This is a genomic window from Streptomyces sp. NPDC005955, from assembly GCF_042871255.1.
Taxonomy (GTDB): domain Bacteria; phylum Actinomycetota; class Actinomycetes; order Streptomycetales; family Streptomycetaceae; genus Streptomyces.
In genome coordinates this window covers 109,407-129,829 of the sequence record NZ_JBIAIF010000008.1, presented here as the reverse complement: position 1 = coordinate 129,829, position 20,423 = coordinate 109,407, and the positions used below count along the sequence as shown (strand labels likewise).

Sequence of the window (20,423 nt, the reverse complement as noted above, 5' to 3'; positions counted from 1 at the left end):
GGCGTCAGCGACGCACGCCCAACGCCGGCAGGACCGTCTCCGCCACCCGGTACGCCTCCTCCAACAGGGGGTTGCCCGACAGGATGAACGTGTCGACGCCGAGGGACTCGTACTCCGCCAACCGCTCCACCACCTGGGCCGTGGAGCCCACGACCGCCGTACCGGGGCCCGGCCGGAAGAGGCTCATGCCCGGCCAGATGTTGCGGTGCTCCTCCAGATCGCGGGCGCGGGCCGGAACCCGTCCGCCGTGCCGGAACTGACGCTGCCAGCCGACCCCGTCCTCCGTGGCCTTCACCCCGAGCTGTCGGGCGTAGGTGGCCTCGCTGGTGACGTCCAGCAGCCGGTCGGCCGCCGCCCACGCCGCGTCCTCCGTGTCCCGGACGATCAGATGGACCCGCAGCCCGATCCGCAGGACCCGCCCGTGCGCCGCGGCCCGTTCCCGTACCCGGTCCAGCTTCTCCTTCAGCAGGTGCGGCGGCTCGGCCCAGGTGAGGTACACGTCCACGTGTTCGGCGGCCATCTCGATGCCGGCCGCGGACGAACCGCCGAACCACAGCGGGACGTGCGGCTCCTGGACGGGGGGCAGCTCGCGCAGCGACGCCCCCGCGTCCCGCAGGTCGTAGTACTGCCCCCGGTGGTCGAACACCTCGCCCGCGGTCAGCCGCTTCACGATCGACCAGTACTCGGCGCTCAACGCGTACCGCTCGTCGTGCTCCACGTGGAGGCCGAACTCCCGCAGGGACGCGGTGGAACCGTTGACCACGTTGAACCGCAGCCGGCCGCCGAACAGGTGGTCGAACGTCAGCGCCATCTTGGCCAGCAGCGTCGGTGCGATCAGCCCGGGGTGCACGGCCAGCAACGGCTTGAACCCGGGACCCGTCGACGCGGCGAGCGCACTGCCCAGCGGCCACACGTCGTACAGGTCGGTGGCCAACAACGCACCGCTGTACCCGAGGCGGTCCACCGTCCCGGCGAGCTGTTGGAGGTACCCCAGGTCCACGGGGCGACGCCCCTCGGGCTCCCAGGGATAGGCCCCTTCCCGGGGGATGACGTACCAGAGGAACTCGGAGGCCACGGCTCAGCCCGCCGTACGCGCGACGGCGTGCGCGGTGGTCACCGGGCGGGACAGGAAACCGGCGCCGTGCAGGATGTCGGCGGCCTCCTGCTGCTCCGCGAGGAACGCCCCGGTGACCGGCTCGACGCGCCAGGGCAGCGCGGTCAGGGCGGTCTCCCAGTCCTCGGCGGTGCCACCCAACTCCTCGGCGGCGATCAGGGCCGCCTCACGGGGGTGCTCGGCGGCCCAGTCGTCGGCCTGCTGGAGCGCGGTGACCAGGGCGGCGACGACCTCGGGGCGCTGCTCGGCGAAGTCGCGACGGGCGAAGAACACGGAGCGGTCGGTGATCACGTCGCCGGAGCGCCGCAGGACCCGGGCCCGGCCGCTGCGCAGCGCGGCGGCGAGGTCGGCGCCCTGGGTGATCCAGCCGGTGATCGTGCCGTCGGCGAGGAGCCGTGCACTGTCCGCTCCGGCGGCGGCGGGGGTGACGTCCGTGCCGTAGGAGAGTCCGACGGAGTGCAGCGCCTTGGCGAGCAGATGCGTCTGCCAGGAGCCGATGCCGAGGTGGACGGTGCCGCCCTTCAGGTCCGCGAGGTCGTGGACCGGCCCGTCGGCGGCGACGAGGAGGGCGCCGTGCTCGGGGCGGGGCGCGGAGACGGCGGTGTAGACGATGTCGTGGCCGTCGGCCTGGGCGCTGATCGGCGGGGTGGAGCCGGTGCCGCCGAAGTCGAAGGTCCCCGCGCTCAGCAGGGCGCCCGTGGTGACCCCGTTGGTGTAGCGGTGGAAGACGACGGTCTCGCCCAGGGGCGCGAGGGCCTGCGCGGCGTGGTCGAGCCGGGAGAGGTAGGTCAGGGTCGGGTTGTTGGCGTGGACGCCGATGGTGACGGTCATGACAGGGTCGCTCCAGTGGGTGCGGGTGCTTCGCTGTGGGGTCGGGATTGGGGTTGGGGGGACGGTGGGTCCTGAGGGGCGTCCCGGGGTGCGTCCTGGTGCACCCCGAGGTCGCCGAGGAGTCGGCGGCGCAGTGCCGCGAACGCGGGGTGCGCGGGGTCCCGGGGGTGGTCGATGCCGACCGGCGCATCGGTGACGAGGCGCCCGTCGCGCAGTACCGCGACCCGGTCCGCGAGCCGGACGGCCTCGTCGACGTCATGGGTGACCAGCAGCACGGCGGGTCGGTGCCGGCGGCACAACTCGCCCACGAGGTCCTGCATCCGCAACCGGGTCAGCGCGTCGAGCGCGGCGAACGGCTCGTCCAGCAACAGGAGTTCCGGTTGGCGCACCAGGGCGCGGGCGAGGGCGACCCGCTGGGCCTCGCCGCCGGAGAGGGTGCCGGGCCAGGCGTCGGCGTGGGAGGCGAGCCCGACCTCGCGCAGGGCCCGTAGCCCGGTCTCCCGGGTGGCGGCGCCCCGCGGCATGGCCACGACGGTGTTGGCGAGCACCTTCTTGGACGGGACCAGCCGGGGTTCCTGGAAGACGATGGTGCGTGCCTCGGGCACCAGGACCTGTCCGCCGTCGGAGCGGTCGAGGGCGCCGAGGATGCGCAACAGGGTGGTCTTGCCGCTGCCACTGGCACCGAGCAGGGCCACGAACTCCCCGCGGGCGATGCTCAGATCGAGTCCGTCGAGCACGGCCCGCTCGCCGAACACCCGGCGCAGTCCGCGGACCCGGACGGCGGTGTCGGTCATCGGACCGCCCCCAGCGTGCGCCACGGCATCAGGAACCGCTCCAGCAGCCGGACGATGCCGTCGGCGGTGAGCCCGAGCAGGGCGTACACGAGGATGCACACCGCGAGGACGTCGGTACGGGCGTACGCCTGGGCCTGGGCCATCAAGTAGCCGATGCCCGCGGTGGCGTTGATCTCCTCGGCGGCGACCAGGGCGATCACGCTGAGGGTCATAGACAGTCGCAGTCCGGAGAGCAGCGACGGCAGCGCGCCGGGCAGCACGACCTCCCGGACGAGGGCCAGCCGGCCCATCCCGAAGGACCGCATCGCCTCCAACAGCTTGCGGTCGACGCCCCGTACCCCGCCGGCGGTGCTGACGTACATGGGGAACGTCGTCGCGAAGGCGATCAGCAGGATCTTCGCCGTCTCGGTGATCCCGAACCAGACCATGAACAGCGGGACCAGGGCGAGGAACGGGATCGTGCGCATGGCCTGGAGGGAGGAGTCGAGCAGTTCGTCGCCGGGTCGGCTGAATCCGGTGACGACTCCGAGGACGACGCCGGCGACCAGGCCCAGGAGCAGTCCGGTGCCGGAGCGGGTCAGCGAGGCGGCGAGCGCGTCGGGCAGTTCGCCGTTGCCCCACAGTTCGCCGACCGCGCGCACCACGTCGGGCGGTCCGGCGAGCACGTCGGGGGTGAGCACTCCGGTGGCGGACGCGGTCCACCAGGTGCCGATCAGCAGCAGCGGACCCAGGGCGCGCACGGTGAGGGAGACGGCCCGCGGTCGCTCGCGGGGCAGTCGGGGTCGCGGGGCGACCAGCTTGCCGGGGGGCGGGCTCGTGGTGCTCATCCCAGGGCCTCGACGTCGAGCACGTGGGGCTTGATGTCGACCGGCTGCCTGAGCACCTTCTGGTCGAGGTAGAAACGGGCCACCGACTCGAAGCGCTCGATGTCCTCGGCCCCGATCGGCTCGACGGTGCCGCCCTCGCGCAGGATGCGGAGTTGCAGTTCCTTGGCCGCGCCGGTCACGGCGGTCGGGCCGCGGTCGGTGAAGACGTTGACGTACTTCTCCGGGTCGGCCTTCTGCGCGGCGCTGCCGGTGCGCAGGTACGCGTAGAGGGCCCGCACCACCTGCGGGTGCTGCTCGGCGAAGCCGGTGCGCACGGCGTGGAAGCTGTAGTTGTCCGAGCCGACGGCGGCCCCGTCGGCGACGAAGCGGGAGTCGCCGCTGCCGAGTTCCGCGACGGAGTAGGCGGCCCAGGACGCCCAGGCGTCCACCTGGCCCGTCTTGTAGACGGAGGCGGTCTGGTCGGGGCGCAGATAGACGCGTTCGACGTCCTTCGCCGGGACGCCGTGCCGGGCCAACGCCTTGAGGAGCAGGTACTCGCCGGTGCCGCCCTGGTTGACGGCGACCTTCCGCCCGGCGAGGTCCTTGACGGTCTTGATCCCGGAGTCCTTGCGGACCAGGATGCCCTCGCCGGAGCCGTCCGGGGTGGTGGCACTGAAGAGCTTGAACCCGGGTTTCTGGGTGAGGGCGGTGACTCCGGAGGTGATGGAGCCGGTGGCCACGTCGAGTTGTCCGGCGTTGAGGGCCTGCGCGGCGGGGGCGAACGGCCCGCTGCTGCCGGTCCACTCGACTCTGGCCCCGACCTTCGCGAGTGCCTTGCCGAGACTGCCGTCCTTCTTGCCGAGGGCGAGGACGCCCGAGTTCTTCGGGTCGGGGATGCGGACGACGACGGTGTCCCCGTCGCCCGCCGAGTCGCCCTCGGCGGTACCGCAGGCGGCGAGCGGGAACAGGGCGGCGGTGGCGGCGAGGGCGGCGGCGGTGCGCACGGCCCGGCGGTTCAGGGGGTTCACTGGTGGTCCTCTGCGGTGGTGGTGGGTCGGTGGGTGCGGGCGGCTGCCCGGCGGAGCGGTTCGGGGGCCGCCCAGTCCCGTACGTCGACGGGGCCGGCGAGGAATCCCCGGGCCCGCAGCGCGTGTTCCTGTTGGGCGAGCAGGTCGAGGCGTTCCTCGGACAGGTCGATGCGCAGGTCGTCGTGGCCCCGGGCGCGGTAGGCGCCGGCCACGCCGGTGGCGCCGGCGCCGGTCTCCCGACTCAGCACCCGGGAGAGTTCGTCGGGGTGGTCAGCGGCCCAGCCGGCGGCCCGGACCAGGACGGCGAGGAACCGGTCGACCAACTCGGGGTGGTCCTCCAAAAGGCTCTCCCGGACGGTGATCGGGCGCGGGGTGCCGTTGTTGACCCGGGTGCGCCGGTCGGGGTGGTCGTCGAGCTCGACCGCGATCCGTGCCCCGTACCGTGCGGCGGCCTCGACGGCGGTGGCCCCCTTGGCGTACACCGCGTCGACGGTTCCGGCGCGCAGGGCGGCCAGTTCGGTGGCCCACTGGTCGGCCCCGGCGTCCACGGGCACGTCGACCGGGACGGCGTCGTCGAGGGTGAGCCCCGCACCGGACAGCGCGCCCTCGAAACCGCGCAGCGCCATCGCCCGCCAGAAGTCGATCGGCAGCGGATGCCGGGGCACGGCGAGCCGCCTGCCCTTCAGGTCCCCGGCCTCGTGCACGGGGGAGTCGGCCGCCACCAGGACGACTTGGCGTTCCTCGATCCAGGTGAGGCCGATGAGCCGGGTGGGTTCGCCGTGCGACCGTGTCCACAGGGCGGGGACGTTGCCGCCCTCGCGGAACAGGCCCTCCAACGCATGGGTGTAGTGGTGGTCCCGGGCGGTGGCGGCGGACACGGTCTGGAGGGAGGAGACGGTGATCCCGTCGGGGGAGAACTCGTCGTCCAACCAGCCGAGATCGGCGGCGATCCCGGTGGCGGTGGGCACCGGGCAGCGGGTGAACCACAGGGTGGTGGGCGGCGTGGAGTGCGTCATGGGCCCTTCTCGGCCGGAGGAACGGAACGGGGGTGAACACCCCCGGGACCGCTGGACGGATCGCAGGAGAGGTCGCGGGAGGGGGTGCAGGCGGGGTCGACGGACGTGCACCCGGGAGCCGGGGCGTCCGGAGGGCTTGCGGGAGCCGGCGGGGCGCGCAGCAGGGGGCGCGGGTCAGCCGACTGCCACCCGGTCCGGTGCGCGCGCCGGTTCGGCGAACGTCACGGGACGAACGTCACGAGGTGGGCGTCACACGGTGGACGTCACGGGGTGGACGAGCGGGGCGGGTACGGCACGGGGCCGTGGTCCGGGGTCAGCGACAGCCGGAACTGGCAACCCGGACCAGGTCGATGTGGCGACGGCTGCTGAGCGCAGGCGTGACCGAGGGCGCCAGCGTGACGAAGGTCCGGCGGACGGTCATGGCGGCACTCCTCTCGACGAGCGACGGGGTCGGTGCGCAGACTCTGTCACGGGCTTTGCCACAGAGACAAGCCACTTCCCACGATGTGGGACATCCGGTCTCGTCGGCGCCTCCCGTGAACGTGTCGCCGGCCCGGTGGGCACTACGGCCCTCCGGGCAGGGCGAGTTGACCCGACGCGCAAGTCAGGGAAGGCTGCCACATCATGGGAAGCTCAATCGATGACGCCCCGACCGTCCCACGCTCCCCCCGGCGGCCCGGGGCCACCGTGCCACCGTCGGACCCCGTCCGCGGGTCCCGACGTCCGGCCGCGAAGACCCCGGCCGCCCCCACCGGATCGCAGGCTGTGAGCCGGGCCCTGGGCGTCCTGCACTGTTTCCGCGACAACGGCACCCCGCTGAGCGCTTCGGACCTCGCGCGCCGCACGTCCCTGTCGGTCTCGACGGCCCACCGACTGGCCCGGACCCTGGTGGCCGCCGGATTCCTCGAACAGGACGCCCACACCGCCCGCTACCGGCTGGGTCCCGCCGTCACCGAACTCGGCCAACTCTCGTACCACCAACGCGGACTGCACCTCACCGTCCCCGAACTCGCCGACCTCGCGGCGCGCACCGGGGCCACCGCCGACCTCGCCCTGCGGGACGGCGTCCACGCGTTGATCCTCGTCGGCGGTTCGGTGCGCCACGACACCGGCATCGGGCTGCGCCGACCGCTGCACTCCACCGCGCTCGGCAAGGTGCTGCTCGCCTGGCCGGGCGACGATCCCGACCCGGTCGGTGCGCTCCCCGGGCTGGCCGCCTTCACGGAACGCACCATCGTCGACCCGGACGCCCTGCGCACCGAACTCGCCCGGGTGCGCGAGCGGGGTCACGCCGTCAACGACGGCGAGTCGGCGCACGGCATCCGTACGGTGGCCGTGCCGGTGTTCGACCACACCGAACGGGCCCGCTTCGCCCTCGCGCTCCGGGCGACCCCGGCCGTGCTCAGCGATGACCGGCTGCCCTGGTTCGCCGACCAGGCCCGGGCCTGCGCCGCGGCTCTGGAGGTCCTGCTGCTCCCACCGGTCGAGCGCCGCCCCGCCGTCGGTCCGTAACCGCACGGACCGCGCCCGGCCGTCCGCGCTCCGACGGCGAGGACGCGGACCACCCCGCTCACGCGGGGAACACAGGAGGACCTGCTCCATTTCGCCAACCAGGTACGGACCATCCCCGCTCGTGCGGGGAGCACGACTGCCGACCCTGCCGCATCATCGACCGCGTCGGACCACCCCCGCTCGTGCGGGGAGCACACTCTCAGCCGTGCGGGTCTCGGCCCGTGGACCGGACCACCCCCGCTCGTGCGGGGAGCACCCTTTTTGACCTGGGGTTTCGGAGGGGCTTTGCCACTCGTTGACCATGGCGCACGCCCAGGGGAGTTCATGATGCCAGAGCTCGGCCATAGAGGAGTGCTGACGGCGCCCCGGACGGGTGGTCGGCCTCAGCGGCGCGTCGACTGCGGCGCGCTGGACCGCAAGGTGTGGGGTCGCCCGTTCCACGGCGGCGCGGAGGGAAGGGGAGCGAGTCCGACGAGGGCCGCGGCGAGTCGGGCGGTCGTGCGGTGCCACTCGCGGGCGTGGCGGATCATCGCGTGGCCGCCGTGGGGCATGGAGATGCCCATGGACCGGGCGCCGTCGTGCTGGGCGCGGGTGAGGTAGGACCAGGTGTCCGCCGCCGAGGTGACGCGGTCACGCTCGTCGTGGAGGGCGATGACGGTGCGGCCTTCGAGGTGGGCGGTGGGTTCGTCGGGTGGACACCAGGGCGCGAGGGCGACGACCCCGGCGATCTGGGGGTCGTCCGCAGCGCGGAGCGCCGCGCGGGCACCCATCGAGTGCCCGACGAGGACGACGGGTACCGGCCCGGTCAGGGCGCGGAGTTCGGCGAGGGCGCGGTGGGTGTCGGCCACGGGGTCGGCGCGATCCCCGTTCCATCCGCGGTGGCGGTAGCGGACCCGGGCGACGAGGACGTGGGCCCGTGCGGTGGCGCGTGCGATGGCAAGGGCGAAGGGCCGCATCCGCAGGGCGGGCGGGTCGAGGCGGGCGGGCGGCTTGAGGGAGTGTTCGCGGCCGCCGGGGAGGAGGAGGACCGCGGCCGTCGCCCCCTGCGGGGGACGGTGTCCGTGGACGGGGAGCAGGGCGGGACTGCGGCCGTCGGGCAGGGTGCCGTGGGCGTTCACGTGCCGTCTCCTCGTGGTCGGGGCGGCTGGGGGACGAAGCCGCTGGTGGGGGGAAGCGTATGCGGCCCGGCCGGGGCGGTCGGCCAAGCGGGTTCGAGGAGTCCTCCGCCGTCGCCGACGGTGCGCAGCAGGGGCATGGCGACGGGGCGGGAGGGGAGGCCGGCGGTCCGTCAGGTGTGACACGTCCAAGACACGGCGCGTGCCATGATCGGGCGGATGAGCGCGATACGCGGGCGATCCGCCCCTCGGTGCCTGGCCGTCACCCTGTTGACCCTGGTGGCGCTGTCCGGCTGCGGGCTGTCGGCGGAGTTGGAGCGGGAGCGCCACCCGAGCGGACGCCCCACGGAGCCCGGGTCCCGGGTCGACCCACCGGCGCCGCCCAGCACCCTCGCGCCGCTGCCGGGGAGCCGTCCGTCCGGCCCCAGCGCCCTCGACGACGTCACCGACGGTACCTCCGCAGCGCCGGACGGGGCGCCGGGCGGCGCCCCCTGCGACCGCCCGGGCATCCACCTGCGGGCCGAGCACGCGGGCGCGGCCATGGGGCTGCGGGCCATGTCGGTGACCCTCACCAACTGCGACTCCGAGCCGTACGCGCTCGACGGCCACCCCCTCGTCCAACTGGTCGACGAGCACGGCGCGCAGCCCCCGGGCATCCGGGTCGTAGGCGACCTGGACGCCGTGCCCATGGCGCCCTCCGCGGCGCCCGCCACCGCGTTCACGCTGGAGCGCGGCGAGAGCGCGGTGGCCGACGTGATGTGGCGCGCCAACGCCGAGCACGTCCCCGCCCTGCGCATCCGGGCCAGGTCCGACGCGCCCGGGGTGGTGGTGACCCCTGACGACCCCCTGGACGTGGGCCCGCGCAACGTGGTCGGCGTCTCCCCGTGGCGCCCCCACTGAGCCCGGAATCCCGCGCCCCCGCGGTCCCGCCCCGTCCCCAGCGCCCCGCCGTGGCCGGAATTCGACGGTCGGTCGGGCACCCGGAGTTCACCGGGCGTCCACCCAGCGTGCGGAAACGGGGTACGGAATGTCAGCGGCGCGTGCTTCGATGGACACATGATCAACGAATTCCTCGCCCATGACCTCCCCCAGGTGGAAGCCGCGGTCCGCGAGGCCGCCGCGGTCGAGATCATGCCCCGCTTCCGCCGCCTCGCCCTCGACGAGATCGTGGAGAAGGCGGGCCCGCACGATCTGGTCACGGTCGCCGACCGACTCGCCGAGAAGCACCTGACGGCCGCGCTCACCGCCCTGCTCCCGGGCTCCGTGGTGGTCGGTGAGGAGGCCGTTTCCGAAGACCCCTCGACGTACGAGGCGCTCCAGGGCGACGCCCCGGTCTGGATAGTGGACCCGGTCGACGGCACCCAACAGTTCGTCCACGGCGACCCCGGCTTCTGCACCCTGGTGGCCCTGGCGCACCGCGGCGAACTGCTCGCCTCGTGGACGTACGCGCCGGTCGCCGGGGAGTTGGCGGTCGCGGTCCGCGGCGGCGGCGCCCACCTCAACGGCGCCCGACTGACCGCCGGTTCCCCCGAGCCCGGCGCGGACCTCCGGGTCGCCAAGTCCCACCCCGACTACACCACCCCGGAGGAGAAGCGGGCCCTGCTCGGTCTGAACACCCGGGGAGTGGCCTCGCGCGACTGCGGCTCCGCGGGGCTGGAGTACCTCCGCATCGCCCGGGGCGCGCTGGACGCCGTCGCGTTCTCCTGGGAGAACGCCTGGGACCACGCGGCGGGGCTGCTGCTGGTCGCGGAGGCCGGTGGCGGCCACGCCACCTTGGACGGCACCCCGTTCCGACTGGCCGGCGGCAACGCCCTGCCCTTCACGGCGGCTCGTGACGCCGCCACCGTCACCCGGGTCCTGGAGCTGCTGCGGGCGGGCGCCTGAGCGCCGTCCGGCCCGCACGGCCGGGCCTATCCTGGTCTTCCCTGGCCAACGGCTGACGAAGGAGTCCCCAGATGCCGTCGATGCTCGACGTGGTCGTCGTGGGTGCGGGGCCGAACGGGTTGACCGCGGCCGTCGAACTGGCCCGGCGCGGCTCCTCCGTAGCCGTGTTCGAGGCCCGGGACACGGTGGGCGGTGGTGCCCGCACCGAGGAGTTGACGCTCCCCGGCTTCCGGCACGACCCCTGTTCGGCCGTGCACCCCCTGGGGCTCGCCTCCCCGGCCTTCGGGGCGATGCCCCTGGGGCGGTACGGGCTGGAGTGGCTGCACGCGCCGCTGCCCATGGCCCACCCCTTCCTCGACGGCACGGCGGCCGTGCTGTCCCGCTCCGTCGCCGAGACCGCCGCCTCCTTCGGCCCCCGGGACGCCGGCGCCTACCGGCGTCTGGTCACCCCGTTCGCGGCCCGCTGGGACACCCTCGTCCGGGACTTCATGGCGCTGCCGCTGACCGCGCTGCCCCGCGACCCGATCACCCTGGCCCGATTCGGCCTCGCCGGACTGCCGCCCTCCACCTGGCTGATGCGGCGCTTCAAGGACGACCGGGCCAAGGCCCTGTTCGCCGGGCTCGTCGCCCATGTCATCGCCCCGCTGGAGGGCCTCGCCACCAGCGCCGTCGGCCTGGTCTTCGCGCTCGCCGCGCACACCGCCGGCTGGCCGCTCGCCCGCGGCGGCTCCCAGAGCATCTCCGACGCCCTCGCGGCGTATCTGGAGGACCTCGGCGGTCAGATCCACACCGACTTCGAGGTGAAGCGGCTGGACGACCTGCCGCCCGCCCGCGCCTACGTCTTCGACACCTCCCCGCTCGCCCTGGCCCGGATCGCCGGCCTCGGCCGCTACTACGACGGCTACCGGTACGGCGCCGCCGCCTTCAAGATCGATTACGCGTTGGACGGACCGGTGCCCTGGACCGCCGAGGCGCCGCGCCGCGCCGGGACCGTCCAGATCGGTGCGAGCAGCGCGGAGATCGGTGCCGCCCTGCGCGCCGCGTCCCGGGAGGGCCGCGCCCCCGAGGCGCCCTTCCTGATCACCGCGCAGCCGTCCCTCGTGGACCCGGGCCGGGCACCCGAGGGCAAACACGTCTTCTGGGCGTACGGGCACGTCCCCAGCGGCTGGGACGGTGACCTCACCGACGCCGTCGAGCGGCAGTTGGAGCGGTTCGCCCCCGGGTTCCGTGACCGGATCCTCGCCCGCGCCACGGCGGGTCCGCCGCAACTCGCCGCCCGCAACGCCAACTACATCGGCGGGGACATCGCCTGCGGCGCGGCCGACGGACTGCAACTGCTGCTGCGCCCCCGACCCGGTCTGCGACCGTACCGCACCCCCCACCCCGCCGTGTTCCTCTGCTCGTCCGCGACCCCGCCCGGGCCGGGCGTGCACGGCATGTCCGGACACAACGCCGCCAAGGCCGTCTGGCGGCGACTGAACGCGACCGGATGAGCCCCTGCCCCCGCCCGGCCGACCGTGCTGGCCGAAAGCTGTCGGAGCAGGTCACATTCCCCTTCCGGGGCCCGATGACCATGAGTGTTTTCTCATTCCAGTTTCCATTGACACGCATACCTGCGGACTTCTAGCTTCCAGTCATCGAAAGCACGGCCCAGCCAGGTCGTGTCCGCCCCCCACGGGAGGTCGAAATGGAACAGCTCATCAAGAAGATGGCCCAGGACGAGAACTGGCAGGCGTGGAACGCGCTCAACTCCGCGACGGCCGGCGACAAGACCGGTTGCATCAGCGCCACGCCGAAGAGCGGCTGCATCAGCGCGGCGCCCAAGACGGGCTGTATTTCCTGACGTCGGCCCTCTTCGGGCGCTGACGTGAAAACCGAGGACCCGGGCGGCAGCAGCCGGTCGTCGTCCGGGCTTCTTTCTGGCTTGCCGTCCATTCGACAGCCACATTCTGTTGCCCTGTTCCGCACCCCACGAAGGTGAACATGGACAGCCAGCCCGCCCCTGAGGTGATCGACTGCATCAGGGACATTCCGATCTATCAGGAATCCTTTGCGCGCGGCCACTTCCCCGTCCTGGAGAAACCGGAAATAGCCCAGGGGTTCCCGGAGAACTGGATGACCCCCCGGCTGGCCACCGCACTGGACCGCGGCGAAGCCGAGTTCGTCCTGTCGACGGGCACCAACCACGCCCGCATGCAGATCATCAGGCCGCCGTACTTCCTCCTCAAGAGCTACTACCGGCTGTGGAGCGACCACCCCGACCTCGCCAGGACCTGGCGCGAGGGGTGCCGCCGGGTGTCCCTGACGACCGTGCTCGCCACGGAACACGTGGCCCGGGTCAACGCCAGGAAGCGCGGCACGTCACCCGACCCCGCGCCCGGCCTCGAAGACCGCCGCCTCGACGACCGCACGGTCTACCTGAACCAGCGGCTCGACCCCGACCTGTGGGACCGCGCCGACGTCGCGCGCATGGTCGGCGAGATCCAGGACGAACGCAGCACCCACCCCGCGGGCTGGTACCACCTGGACTGCTCCGGCTACCACCTCGCCCACCTGGTGCGCAAAGCCGTCCAGTGGGACCTCATGGACGCGTTCCCCCGACCGGAAACCGTGATCACGGCCTACGAGTACACCCCGCTGAACGTCCGGCGCTTCCTCGAAAGCCGCCTCGGACGCCCCGTGATCGACCTGTTCGGCAGCACCGAACTCGGCTACCTCTACTACAGCGACCGGGCCGGGCGGTACCACCCGTACCTCGACCGGATGAGCCTCGAACTCCTCCCGATCGCTCCCGGGAGCACCCTGTTCAGCCTCATCGTCACGAGCGTGCGCAACCCGTACATGCCGCTGGTCCGCTACCGCTCGGGCGACTGCGTGCGCACCCTCGACGGGACCCCGGACCCGGAGAAGGTCGTCCGCATCTGCGGCCGTGAGAAAGAGCTCCTGCATTCCCCGACCGGTCTGGTGGCCCAAGGCGACCTGGACGAATGCGTGGCCGCTGCGTCACCCCGCGTCTTCCTCTACCAGCTACGCACCAGAGGCCCGGAAGGCGCACAACTCCTCTTCACCACGTTCGACGACGCCCCCCTCGAACCGTCCGAAACGTCGGCACTGGAAAAACTCGTCGGGGACCTGACCGGAATGCACTGCAACGCCGTGCACCGCACCCACATTCCGGTGGGCCCCTCGGGAAAGTGCGCCTGGCTGGTGACGGAACCCCTCATCCGTACGGGAGAACGATGAAGACGCAGCAGCGCATCACGGAAGCAGATCTCATCAGCCTGCTCGGCGAGCCCCTGCACGAAGAAGTCGTCACCTATTTCATGAAGGACACAGGAACGACCCGGCAGGACGTCGAACGGCAGGTCACCGAATGCCTGCGGTACCTGTTCCTCGTTTCCCGCTACCGCTCGGAACTCGCCGGTCTCTTCCTGCCCGTGGAACAGCACATAGACGAGATATGGCACTACCTCATCCTCCAGACCCGGGAGTACCGGGCGTTGTGCGAGGAGCGCCTGCCGGGCCGGGTCTTCATCGACCACCGCAGCATCGGCTACGAGGAGTACGCCGAGGAACCCGGGCGCGAGCGGACCATCGAGGAAGCGCTCCGCTGGATCCCGCTGTACTGCGCGGAGTTCGGCCCCTTCGAGGAGGAGGCCGTCGCGCACTGGACCATCGTCCGCTTCCTCCGCGACCGCATGAACCTGTCCCTGACCGACATCGCCGCGTTGCGCTCGGCGCGCGCCGCGTAGCCGATCAGGACCGGGGCGCGTCCACCGCCCTCCCGCACCGGACGAGGAGCGAGCCAGTGGCGTCCCCCACCACATCGAACGTCACCACGGACCACGAAGAGCACCCCGCGCAACGGCGGGTCCTCGCGGTCCTGGTGACCACCCAGATCCTGAACGGCGCGGCCCTCGCGGCCGGAATCACCGTCGGTGCTCTGCTCGCCGAGGAGATGCTCGGCTCCACCGGCCTCGCCGGGGTGCCGAGCGCGCTGTTCACCATAGGCGCGGCAGTGGGGGCCGCGGGGATCGGCCGGGCCTGTCAGCGCTGGGGCAGACGGCCCGGCCTCACCCTCGGCTACGGCATAGGCGCCCTCGGGAGCCTCGTCGTGGTCGCCGCCACCGCCTGGGACAGCGTGCCGCTGCTCTTCCTGGGCCTGCTCGTCTACGGAGCCGGCACCGCCTCGGTCATGCTCGCCCGGTACGCGGGCGCCGACCTCGCCGCGCCGGCCCGGCGCGGCCGTGCGGTCAGCACCGTGCTGTTCGCCACCGCCGCCGGGGCGATCGCCGGCCCGGGACTCGTCGGAGTCACGGGAGACCTCGCCCGCTCCTGGGACCTGCCCCGTCTGTCCGGGCCCTTCCTGCTGGCGTTCGTCGCCTTCCTGGCCGCCGCGCTGGTGCTCTGGGCCCTGCTACGCCCCGATCCGCTGCTCCTGGCCCGTGCTGCGGCCGGCGGCCCGGCCCCGGACGCGACCACGGGAACCCGCGCCGGCCGAACGACGCTCGGCGGGCTCCCGCGCGAGGACCTGCGGCGGATGGCGGCCGGAGCGGCGGTGATGGTGCTCAGCCAGGTCGTGATGATCGCGATCATGACGATGACCCCCGTCCACATGACCGACCACGGCCACGCCACGGGCACCGCGGGGCTCGTCATCGGACTGCACATGGGGGCGATGTACCTCTCCTCACCGCTCTCCGGGTACCTGGTCGACCGGACCGGCCGGACCCCCACCGCCGCCCTCGGCGCCGTGGTGCTGTGCGGGGCCGCACTCCTCGCCCACGCCGCCCCGCCCGGTTCGGCGCCCGCCCTGGCGCTCGCCCTGGTCCTGCTCGGCATCGGCTGGAACCTCGGCTTCGTCAGCGGGACGACGATGGTGACCGACGCCGCCCCGCCCGACCGCCGGGCCGCCTACCAGGGCTTCATGGACGTCGGGGTGCTGGTCGCCGGTGCCTCCGGCGGACTGGCCTCCGGGATGCTGGTCGCCGCCGGCGGCTTCGGGCTGCTCACCGGGGCCGGAGCGGTGCTGGCGCTCCTGTTCACCCTGTACCTCGTGGCCCGCGGCGGTCTGCCCGGCAGACGGGTGCGCGGCGACGGATAGACCGGCACCGGCGCAGCCGCCCCGCGCAACGTCCATGTCGAATTCTCGCTAGCCGCCGTGGGTGCGCCTCCCGGATGCTGGAGGCATGCACAGCGCGATGCACGCCGACACCGAGCGGTGCGTGAGAGCGGTCCAGTCCAAGGACGGCCGTTTCGACGGTTGGTTCTACACGGCCGTGCTCACCACCCGGATCTACTGCCGCCCGAGCTGCCCCGTGGTGCCGCCCAAGCCGGAGAACATGGTGTTCTACCCGAGTGCGGCCGCCTGCCAACAGGAGGGCTTCCGGGCGTGCAAGCGGTGCCGTCCCGACACCAGCCCCGGATCACCCGAGTGGAACCAGCGGGCGGACCTCGTCGCACGGGCCATGCGACTGATCGCCGACGGCCTGGTGGACCGCGAGGGCGTCCCCGGACTCGCCGCGCACCTCGGCTACAGCACCCGCCAGGTCGAACGCCAGCTCCTGGCCGAACTGGGCGCCGGACCCCTCGCCCTCGCCCGGGCGCAGCGGGCCCAGACCGCCCGGCTGCTGATCGAGACGACCGCGCTGCCGATGGCCGAGATCGCCTTCGCCGCGGGTTTCGCCTCCATCCGCACCTTCAACGACACCGTGCGCGAGGTCTTCGCGCTGGCGCCGAGCGAACTGCGCGCCAAGGCGGCCGGACGCCGCGGCCCGGCCGTCACCGGAGCGCCCGGCACGCTGTCCCTGCGGTTGCCGTTCCGGGCGCCCCTCACCCCCGACAACCTCTTCGGCCACCTGGCGGCGACGGCGGTGCCCGGGGTGGAGGAGTGGCACGAGGGCGCCTACCGCCGCACCCTGCGGCTGCCCTACGGGCACGGCACGGTCGCCCTCACCCCGAACCCGGACCACATCGGCTGCCGACTGACCCTCACCGACCCGCGGGACCTCACCGTCGCCATCAGCCGCTGCCGCCGACTGCTGGACCTCGACGCCGACCCGGTCGCCGTGGACGCCCAACTCCACGCCGATCCGCTGCTCGCGCCCCTGATCGACCGGGCCCCCGGCCGTAGGGTGCCGCGGACCGTGGACGAGGCCGAGTTCGCCGTCCGGGCGGTGCTCGGCCAGCAGGTCTCGACGGCCGCCGCCCGCACCCACGCGGCCCGGCTGGTCCTCGCGCACGGCGAGCCGATCGAGGACCCCGCCGGCGGACTCACCCACCTCTTCCCCACCCCCGAGGCGCTGGCCGCCCTGGACCCCGAGACGCTGGCCCTGCCGCGCAGCCGACGGGCGACCCTGACGACGCTCGTCGCACGGCTGGCCGAGGGTGCGCTGCGCCTGGGCGCCGAGTCCGACTGGGCGAAGGCCCGCACCCAGCTCGGCGCACTGCCCGGCTTCGGGCCGTGGACCGTCGAGGTCATCGCCATGCGCGCACTGGGCGACCCCGACGCCTTCCTCGCCACCGACCTGGGGGTGCGCCGGGCCGCCGCAGGGCTCGGTCTGCCGTCCACCCCCGCCGCCCTCACCTCCCGCGCCGCCGCCTGGCGCCCCTGGCGCGCGTACGCGGTGCAGTACCTGTGGGCGACCGACGACCACCCGATCAACGTCCTCCCCGGGTGACGGCCCTCCCGTACCGCCGTACCCGCCACGACCAGGAGCACCGGCCATGAGCGCCACCAAGCACCACACCCACATCGACAGCCCGTACGGCACGCTGACCCTGGTCGCCACCGCAGGCGTCCTCAGCGGGGTGTACATGACCGACCAGCGGCACCGCCCGCCCGAGGAGTTCTTCGGCGACCGCGATCCCGGACCCTTCGCCGAGGCGACCCGCCAGCTCGACGCGTACTTCGCGGCCGACCTGACCGAGTTCGACCTGCCCCTGCGCCTGGACGGCACGCCCTTCCAGCGGTCCGTCTGGGACGCGCTCCTCACGATCCCGTACGGCGAGACCCGCACCTACGGGGAGTTGGCCGAGGCGCTCGGCAATCCCTCGGCGTCGCGCGCCGTGGGCCTCGCCAACGGCAAGAACCCGATCAGCGTGATCGTCCCCTGCCACCGGGTCATCGGGGCGAACGGCAACCTCACCGGCTACGGCGGCGGTCTGCCCCGCAAGCAGCGCCTGCTCGACTTCGAACGGGGTACGGGCACGGCCGCCCTGTTCTGACGGAGCGTCCCGCGGGCCTCAGGCGTCCGGACCGGGCTCGTCGGGCCCCGGGTCCCGGCGGGCCAGCCGCCGCAACCGCCGGTGCCGTTCGGGCCCCGCCTCGGAGATCGCCTCCCCGACCATCGCCCGCACCGCGTCCCGCAAGCCGTGCAACCGCTGCTGCCGGGGGAACCCGGCCCCCGGGTCCGTCCGCAGCTCCGTCACCAGGGCCCAGCACAGCACCAGCATCACCACCACGAACGGCACCGCCACCAGGATGGTCGCGGTCTGGAGCGATTGGAGTCCGCCGGCGACGAGCAGCACCGCCGCCACCGCGGCCATCAGCACCCCCCAGGTCACGACCAGCCAGGTCCGCGGGTGCAGCGTCCCGCGGCTGGTCAGCGACCCCATCACCAGCGAGGCGGAATCCGCGCTGGTGACGAAGTACGTCATGACCAGCAGCATCGCCACCCAGGCGGTGATCGAACCGAGCGGCAGCGCTTCGAGCATCGCGAACAGCGACGCCTCCGCGCCCTCCTCGACCTTCGCCGCCATGTCGACCCGGCCGGTCTCGTCCAGCCGGATGCCCGTCCCGCCCATGACGCAGAACCAGATGACGGTGGCCCCGCTGGGCACCAGCAGCACCCCCACCAGGAACTCACGGATCGTTCGGCCGTGCGAGATCCGTGCGATGAACGTCCCCACGAAGGGCGCCCAGGACAGCCACCACGCCCAGTAGAAGATGGTCCAGGCACCCAGCCACTCGCTGTCCGTGAAGGCACCGGTGCGGGTCGCCATGGGCAGCAGTTCGTGCAGGTAACCGCCGAGGCTCGCGGGGATGGCGTCCAGGATGTAGACCGTCGGCCCGAACAGGAAGACGAAGACCATCAGACAGGCGGCGAGCACGATGTTGAGAGTGCTCAGCCACTTCACTCCCTTGTGGAGCCCCGAGAACGCCGAGATCACGAACGCCGCCGACAGCACCACCACGATCAACAGTTGCAGGGTCGTCGAGTCCTTGATCCCCGCGGTCAGCCCGAGGCCCGTCGCGACCTGGAGCGTGCCGACCCCGAGGCTCGTCGCCGTGCCGAACACCGTCGCGAACACCGCGAGCAGGTCGATCACCCGCCCCGGCCAGCCGTCCGCGCGGCGCTGCCCGAGCAACGGCACGAACACCGAACTGAGCCGGTTGCCGCGGCCCTTGCGGAAGCCCGCGTAGGCGAGGGCGAGGCCGGCGATCCCGTAGATCGCCCAGGGCGTCAGCGTCCAGTGGAAGAACGAGTACTCCAGCGCGACCCGGGCGGCGGCCCCCGTCCGCGGTTCCACGCCGCTGGCCGGCGGCGGGTTCAGGTAGTGGGTGAGCGGTTCCCCCACGCCGTAGAACATCAGCCCGATGCCCATGCCCGCGCTGAACATCATCGCGATCCACGCCAGGCTGGTGAACTCGGGTTCGCTGTCGTCCGCCCCCAGTTTGACGCGCCCGAACCGGGAGAGGGCGAGCACCACGCACAGCACGAGGAAGGTGTCCGCGGCGATCACGAACAGCCAGGCGAAGTTGGCGAGGACCCAGTCCAGTGCGGTGCTCGAAACGGTGTCGAAGGAGTGCTTGCCGATCGCGGCCCAGCCGACTACGCCGAGGACGACGAGGACTCCCACTCCGACCACTACGGCGTCGGGTGCGGTGCTTTCGTCGTCCTGTGGGGCGGTGGCCTGTGTCTCTACGCTCATCGTGCCCCACTATGGTGGGAATCGTCCCCGTCCCGGGTGAGCCGCGCCGCGCAGTTCCCCGCGCCCCCTTCGGGGACGTTCCGCTCCCGGTGCGCTGCTCGGCCGCCGGTTCCCCGCGCCCCTTCGGGGTGCGTTCCCGTGCGGGTGCGCTGCTCGGCCGGCGTGCGCTGGCGTGTTGCGCAGTTCCCCGCGCCCCTCACCAGGCCCGCCATGCCCCCCGCCACCCCGCAGGGAAGCCCCGCCAGGGTCGCGGGCACCCCGCACCCGCAGGAAAGGTCCGGCCGCGGGCCCCGTCAGGGGCGCGGGGAACGGCGCGAGCAACCCCCACCGTCCCGCGGGGAGGGGCCCGGCCGTGGGGCCCGTCAGGGGCGCGGGGAACGGCGCGGGCAACCCCCACCGTCCCGCGGGGAGGGTCCGGCCGTGGGGCCCCGCTAGGGGCGCGGGGAACTGCGCGAGCAACCCCCACCGTCCCGCGGGGAACGGCGCGGGTGACCGGTCGCGACCCGCACCGGGAAACGGGTGTGGCCCCCCGGTCACAAGGACCGGGGGGCCACACCCGTTACCTACTGGCCGCCGCTACGGCATGTGCGCACGAGCCTCACGCCGATTGTCACGGAAGTTGTTCACCCGCCGGGCGGTCGCGAAGAGCGGGATCACCGCGCCCATCACGAGCTGGAGCGCGCAACCGGTCTGGAGCAGCAGCAGGCCCTCCGGCGCGTCGAACGCCCAGGCCGCCAGCAACCCCATGCTCAGCACGATCCAGGACAGCATCGCCACCGCGGTCCATCCCCGCGGCTTCGGGTACTCGACCCGGCTCACCATCAGCCACGCGGTGCCCACGATCGCGAGCAGCGTCGCGAAGAAGGGCAGGCCGAGCAGCACGATCGACACCACGGTCAGCGCCCCGAAGGGGCTGGGCATGCCCTGGAACACGCCCTCCCGCACGGTCACGCACGAGAACCGGGCGAGTCTCAGCACCACCGCCAGCAACACCACGATCGCCCCGACCGCGGCGACCTTCTGGTACGCGTCGTCGGCGACCATGCCGTAGACGAGCACGAAGTACGCGGGGGCGAGGCCGAAGCTGATCAGGTCGGAGAGGTTGTCCAGCTCCGCCCCCATCGGCGACGACCGCAGCTTGCGGGCGACGAGACCGTCGAAGAGGTCGAAGACCGCCGCGCACAGCATCAGGATCACCGCGGTGGCGGCGGAGTGCCGGGCCATGCCCGACTCGTCGCTGCCGGTGAGGTGCGGGATCAGGATGCCTGTGGTGGTGAAGTACACCGCCATGAAGCCGCAGGTGGCGTTACCGAGCGTGAGGGTGTCCGCTATCGACAGCCGCAGGGACAGCGGCATGTCCTCCGCATCGTCCTCCGCGCCGTCGGGTCC

At 73.0% G+C, this 20,423-nt stretch carries 20 protein-coding genes; 10 read left to right on the top strand and 10 right to left on the bottom strand.

Going from position 1 to position 20,423, the window contains the following annotated elements:
- Positions 1-4 precede the first annotated feature (4 nt).
- From ACFYOU_RS20825 to ACFYOU_RS20795, 7 genes are all read right to left on the bottom strand, one after another.
- Positions 5-1,075, bottom strand: a complete 1,071-nt coding sequence (locus ACFYOU_RS20825) for an LLM class flavin-dependent oxidoreductase (protein ID WP_389763378.1) — start codon at positions 1,073-1,075, stop codon at positions 5-7.
- A gap of 3 nt (positions 1,076-1,078) precedes the next feature.
- Positions 1,079-1,945: an ABC transporter substrate-binding protein gene (locus ACFYOU_RS20820; protein WP_389763376.1), complete on the bottom strand. Its 867-nt coding sequence runs from the start codon at positions 1,943-1,945 to the stop codon at positions 1,079-1,081.
- A complete protein-coding gene (locus tag ACFYOU_RS20815; protein WP_391307411.1) occupies positions 1,942-2,739 on the bottom strand; it encodes an ATP-binding cassette domain-containing protein in 798 nt (265 codons plus the stop codon). Before ACFYOU_RS20815 ends, ACFYOU_RS20820 begins: the two co-directional genes overlap by 4 nt.
- Complete coding sequence (locus tag ACFYOU_RS20810; protein ID WP_389763372.1) at positions 2,736-3,566, bottom strand: ABC transporter permease; 831 nt, start codon at positions 3,564-3,566, stop codon at positions 2,736-2,738. The genes ACFYOU_RS20815 and ACFYOU_RS20810 overlap by 4 nt, the downstream gene beginning before the upstream one ends.
- Positions 3,563-4,573, bottom strand: a complete 1,011-nt coding sequence (locus tag ACFYOU_RS20805) for an ABC transporter substrate-binding protein (RefSeq protein ID WP_391307409.1) — start codon at positions 4,571-4,573, stop codon at positions 3,563-3,565. Before ACFYOU_RS20805 ends, ACFYOU_RS20810 begins: the two co-directional genes overlap by 4 nt.
- Complete coding sequence (locus tag ACFYOU_RS20800) at positions 4,570-5,589, bottom strand: ABC transporter substrate-binding protein (protein ID WP_391307407.1); 1,020 nt, start codon at positions 5,587-5,589, stop codon at positions 4,570-4,572. The genes ACFYOU_RS20805 and ACFYOU_RS20800 overlap by 4 nt, the downstream gene beginning before the upstream one ends.
- A gap of 313 nt (positions 5,590-5,902) precedes the next feature.
- Positions 5,903-6,010, bottom strand: a complete 108-nt coding sequence (locus ACFYOU_RS20795) for a putative leader peptide (protein ID WP_389763366.1) — start codon at positions 6,008-6,010, stop codon at positions 5,903-5,905.
- A gap of 344 nt (positions 6,011-6,354) precedes the next feature.
- On the opposite strand from ACFYOU_RS20795, the gene ACFYOU_RS20790 reads away from it, so the two are divergent.
- Positions 6,355-7,101 carry an IclR family transcriptional regulator gene (locus ACFYOU_RS20790; RefSeq protein WP_389763364.1) on the top strand — a complete coding sequence of 249 codons (747 nt, stop codon included), beginning with the start codon at positions 6,355-6,357 and terminating at the stop codon, positions 7,099-7,101.
- Between the two features lie 383 nt (positions 7,102-7,484).
- Here the strand turns inward: ACFYOU_RS20790 and ACFYOU_RS20785 are convergent, their stop codons facing one another.
- Positions 7,485-8,219 (bottom strand): alpha/beta fold hydrolase, encoded by a 735-nt coding sequence (locus ACFYOU_RS20785; protein WP_391307405.1) that lies wholly within the window; start codon positions 8,217-8,219, stop codon positions 7,485-7,487.
- A 216-nt stretch (positions 8,220-8,435) separates the two neighbouring features.
- Here ACFYOU_RS20785 and ACFYOU_RS20780 point away from each other — a divergent pair, with 216 nt between their 5' ends.
- The 9 genes from ACFYOU_RS20780 to ACFYOU_RS20740 all read left to right on the top strand — a co-directional run bounded on the left by ACFYOU_RS20780 (position 8,436) and on the right by ACFYOU_RS20740 (position 17,327).
- A complete protein-coding gene (locus tag ACFYOU_RS20780) occupies positions 8,436-9,116 on the top strand; it encodes a DUF4232 domain-containing protein (protein ID WP_391307403.1) in 681 nt (226 codons plus the stop codon).
- A 156-nt stretch (positions 9,117-9,272) separates the two neighbouring features.
- On the top strand, positions 9,273-10,100 hold the full coding sequence (locus ACFYOU_RS20775; RefSeq protein ID WP_391307402.1) for an inositol monophosphatase family protein: 828 nt from the start codon (positions 9,273-9,275) through the stop codon (positions 10,098-10,100).
- A 71-nt stretch (positions 10,101-10,171) separates the two neighbouring features.
- Positions 10,172-11,593 (top strand): FAD-dependent oxidoreductase, encoded by a 1,422-nt coding sequence (locus ACFYOU_RS20770; RefSeq protein ID WP_391307400.1) that lies wholly within the window; start codon positions 10,172-10,174, stop codon positions 11,591-11,593.
- A gap of 194 nt (positions 11,594-11,787) precedes the next feature.
- Positions 11,788-11,943: a hypothetical protein gene (locus ACFYOU_RS20765; RefSeq protein ID WP_391307399.1), complete on the top strand. Its 156-nt coding sequence runs from the start codon at positions 11,788-11,790 to the stop codon at positions 11,941-11,943.
- 140 nt (positions 11,944-12,083) lie between these two features.
- Positions 12,084-13,343, top strand: a complete 1,260-nt coding sequence (locus ACFYOU_RS20760; protein ID WP_391307398.1) for a hypothetical protein — start codon at positions 12,084-12,086, stop codon at positions 13,341-13,343.
- Positions 13,340-13,852: a hypothetical protein gene (locus ACFYOU_RS20755; protein WP_391307396.1), complete on the top strand. Its 513-nt coding sequence runs from the start codon at positions 13,340-13,342 to the stop codon at positions 13,850-13,852. Before ACFYOU_RS20760 ends, ACFYOU_RS20755 begins: the two co-directional genes overlap by 4 nt.
- A 56-nt stretch (positions 13,853-13,908) precedes the next feature.
- Positions 13,909-15,204, top strand: a complete 1,296-nt coding sequence (locus ACFYOU_RS20750; protein WP_391307394.1) for an MFS transporter — start codon at positions 13,909-13,911, stop codon at positions 15,202-15,204.
- Between the two features lie 97 nt (positions 15,205-15,301).
- Entirely contained in the window at positions 15,302-16,780 is a 1,479-nt protein-coding gene (locus tag ACFYOU_RS20745; protein WP_391307656.1) for an AlkA N-terminal domain-containing protein, read from the top strand.
- Positions 16,781-16,826: 46 nt separating this feature from the next.
- Positions 16,827-17,327 carry a methylated-DNA--[protein]-cysteine S-methyltransferase gene (locus ACFYOU_RS20740; protein WP_391307392.1) on the top strand — a complete coding sequence of 167 codons (501 nt, stop codon included), beginning with the start codon at positions 16,827-16,829 and terminating at the stop codon, positions 17,325-17,327.
- A gap of 18 nt (positions 17,328-17,345) precedes the next feature.
- Here the strand turns inward: ACFYOU_RS20740 and ACFYOU_RS20735 are convergent, their stop codons facing one another.
- Positions 17,346-19,034 carry a BCCT family transporter gene (locus ACFYOU_RS20735; protein ID WP_389763343.1) on the bottom strand — a complete coding sequence of 563 codons (1,689 nt, stop codon included), beginning with the start codon at positions 19,032-19,034 and terminating at the stop codon, positions 17,346-17,348.
- A 576-nt stretch (positions 19,035-19,610) separates the two neighbouring features.
- Positions 19,611-20,390, bottom strand: a complete 780-nt coding sequence (gene pssA / locus ACFYOU_RS20730) for a CDP-diacylglycerol--serine O-phosphatidyltransferase (RefSeq protein WP_385491227.1) — start codon at positions 20,388-20,390, stop codon at positions 19,611-19,613.
- Between the last annotated feature and the right edge of the window lie 33 nt (positions 20,391-20,423).

Bases quoted from the DNA above. Each gene is read 5' to 3' on its own strand.
- ACFYOU_RS20760 (WP_391307398.1), top strand. From the start codon at position 12,084: ATGGACAGCCAGCCCGCCCCTGAGGTGATCGACTGCATCAGGGACATT.
- ACFYOU_RS20815 (WP_391307411.1), bottom strand. From the start codon at position 2,739: ATGACCGACACCGCCGTCCGGGTCCGCGGACTGCGCCGGGTGTTCGGC.
- ACFYOU_RS20765 (WP_391307399.1), top strand. From the start codon at position 11,788: ATGGAACAGCTCATCAAGAAGATGGCCCAGGACGAGAACTGGCAGGCG.
- ACFYOU_RS20800 (WP_391307407.1), bottom strand. From the start codon at position 5,589: ATGACGCACTCCACGCCGCCCACCACCCTGTGGTTCACCCGCTGCCCG.
- ACFYOU_RS20735 (WP_389763343.1), bottom strand. From the start codon at position 19,034: ATGAGCGTAGAGACACAGGCCACCGCCCCACAGGACGACGAAAGCACC.
- ACFYOU_RS20755 (WP_391307396.1), top strand. From the start codon at position 13,340: ATGAAGACGCAGCAGCGCATCACGGAAGCAGATCTCATCAGCCTGCTC.
- ACFYOU_RS20810 (WP_389763372.1), bottom strand. From the start codon at position 3,566: ATGAGCACCACGAGCCCGCCCCCCGGCAAGCTGGTCGCCCCGCGACCC.
- ACFYOU_RS20780 (WP_391307403.1), top strand. From the start codon at position 8,436: ATGAGCGCGATACGCGGGCGATCCGCCCCTCGGTGCCTGGCCGTCACC.
- ACFYOU_RS20775 (WP_391307402.1), top strand. From the start codon at position 9,273: ATGATCAACGAATTCCTCGCCCATGACCTCCCCCAGGTGGAAGCCGCG.
- ACFYOU_RS20770 (WP_391307400.1), top strand. From the start codon at position 10,172: ATGCCGTCGATGCTCGACGTGGTCGTCGTGGGTGCGGGGCCGAACGGG.
- ACFYOU_RS20820 (WP_389763376.1), bottom strand. From the start codon at position 1,945: ATGACCGTCACCATCGGCGTCCACGCCAACAACCCGACCCTGACCTAC.
- ACFYOU_RS20740 (WP_391307392.1), top strand. From the start codon at position 16,827: ATGAGCGCCACCAAGCACCACACCCACATCGACAGCCCGTACGGCACG.
- ACFYOU_RS20745 (WP_391307656.1), top strand. From the start codon at position 15,302: ATGCACGCCGACACCGAGCGGTGCGTGAGAGCGGTCCAGTCCAAGGAC.
- pssA (WP_385491227.1), bottom strand. From the start codon at position 20,390: ATGCCGCTGTCCCTGCGGCTGTCGATAGCGGACACCCTCACGCTCGGT.
- ACFYOU_RS20795 (WP_389763366.1), bottom strand. From the start codon at position 6,010: ATGACCGTCCGCCGGACCTTCGTCACGCTGGCGCCCTCGGTCACGCCT.